This window comes from Streptomyces sp. NPDC031274 (genome assembly GCF_055570235.1).
Genome location: NZ_JBVIHP010000100.1, coordinates 1,009 through 2,237 on the forward strand (window position 1 = coordinate 1,009; position 1,229 = coordinate 2,237).

General features: G+C 67.4%; 2 protein-coding genes. One reads left to right on the forward strand and one right to left on the reverse strand.

What is annotated here, in order from left to right; translation table 11 throughout:
• The first annotated feature begins 157 nt into the window (after positions 1 to 157).
• Complete coding sequence (locus ACZ5CR_RS43830; protein ID WP_468868867.1) at positions 158 to 583, forward strand: hypothetical protein; 426 nt, start codon at positions 158 to 160, stop codon at positions 581 to 583.
• A 59-nt stretch (positions 584 to 642) separates the two neighbouring features.
• Here ACZ5CR_RS43830 and ACZ5CR_RS43835 read toward each other — a convergent pair whose 3' ends face one another.
• Positions 643 to 1,062: a hypothetical protein gene (locus ACZ5CR_RS43835; protein WP_468868870.1), complete on the reverse strand. Its 420-nt coding sequence runs from the start codon at positions 1,060 to 1,062 to the stop codon at positions 643 to 645.
• Between the last annotated feature and the right edge of the window lie 167 nt (positions 1,063 to 1,229).

Below are 1,229 nucleotides of genomic sequence, written 5' to 3' on the forward strand. Positions count from 1 at the left end.
TCGCTGCACCCCCGCGTCGGCCTGACGATCGCCCGTTGCTGCGAGCCCGTTGTCCACTGCAGGCGGATGGAGTGGCCGAATCGATGCGGTTGTGACGTGGGCGGGGGTGTGTGAGGCTGCCCGCGTTCGGCGCCGGATCGTGGGGACAGGGGACTCGATGGTGCTGCTGGCTGGCGTTGTGACGTTGCAGTCGGATGTGGGTCTGGTGCTGGGGGCGGTCGATGTCGCAGGTGAGGCCGTCGCCATGCTCGGTCCTGTGCAGGGTCCTCGTGAGTATTGGTCCGTGGATGTCCGCGGAGCAGGGATTCAGTTGAGGAACGCGGCGACCGGCAGGCTGTTGGGGGTGCGGGCGGCGGAGTTCGGCACGGTGGTGACGACGCTGTCGAGCGGCATGGGTCATACGACCTGGACCGCCGTGCCGAACCGGGATGGCGTCGTTCTGCAGCTGGAGGGCCACGACCTCTGGATCGAGGTGGAGGATCCGTTGACGAACCCTCCACAGTTCCTCATCGCGACCATCAACCAAGCAGGAACCTCCTGCGGTACTTGCTGGACCGTGAGGTCGGTGGACGAAGGGCCGTGACACGCCTGGCCTGCACTGATGCTTCGCGGAGAAGGCCCGTGTCACGGGCCCGACCTGGTTCAGATGCGCAGCAGCCGTTCCGTTGTCTCTTGGTACTGCCTGAGTGCGAGGCGTAGTTCCTCGGTCTGCACTTCGGTGCCCTGGTCCTGCCAGCTTGCGCGCAGGGCGCGGCGCCGTTCAGTGAGGACGTCGGTCAGGTGGGTGGCGGCTTCCTCGAAGACACTGTCGGCCTCTTGGACCGCCTGGTGCGGGTTTTCGACGAAGGTGCTGAGGGCCTGCTGGAGGCGCATGGTCATCTTGTCCCGGTCGCCCTGCGGGATCAGCATCGCCGTCGGGGTCTGACCAGGGTTGTCGGCGCTGATGCCGGGCTGGTGCGGTGTGCGGACCGGTTCGGCGGGGGGTGCCTGTGGGGCGCGCTGCTTCGCGGATGTCGGACCCGCGGTTGCGGGTTGCTGTGCGCGTTCGGGGTCGTACCTCATGATGTGCCACTTCCCTTCGCATGCCGCCTGCCGGGTGTCCACGACGGGTGGCTGCGGCCTTCGATGGACTGCGTATGGCGCAGGTCGGTGTTGGCGGGTTGCGCGGTGGCCAGTGCCTCGAAGAGGCTGCGGGCCTCGACCATGGCCTCTCGCATCTCCTCGGTGCT

Bases quoted from the DNA above. Each gene is read 5' to 3' on its own strand.
- ACZ5CR_RS43830 (WP_468868867.1), top strand. From the start codon at position 158: ATGGTGCTGCTGGCTGGCGTTGTGACGTTGCAGTCGGATGTGGGTCTG.
- ACZ5CR_RS43835 (WP_468868870.1), bottom strand. From the start codon at position 1,062: ATGAGGTACGACCCCGAACGCGCACAGCAACCCGCAACCGCGGGTCCG.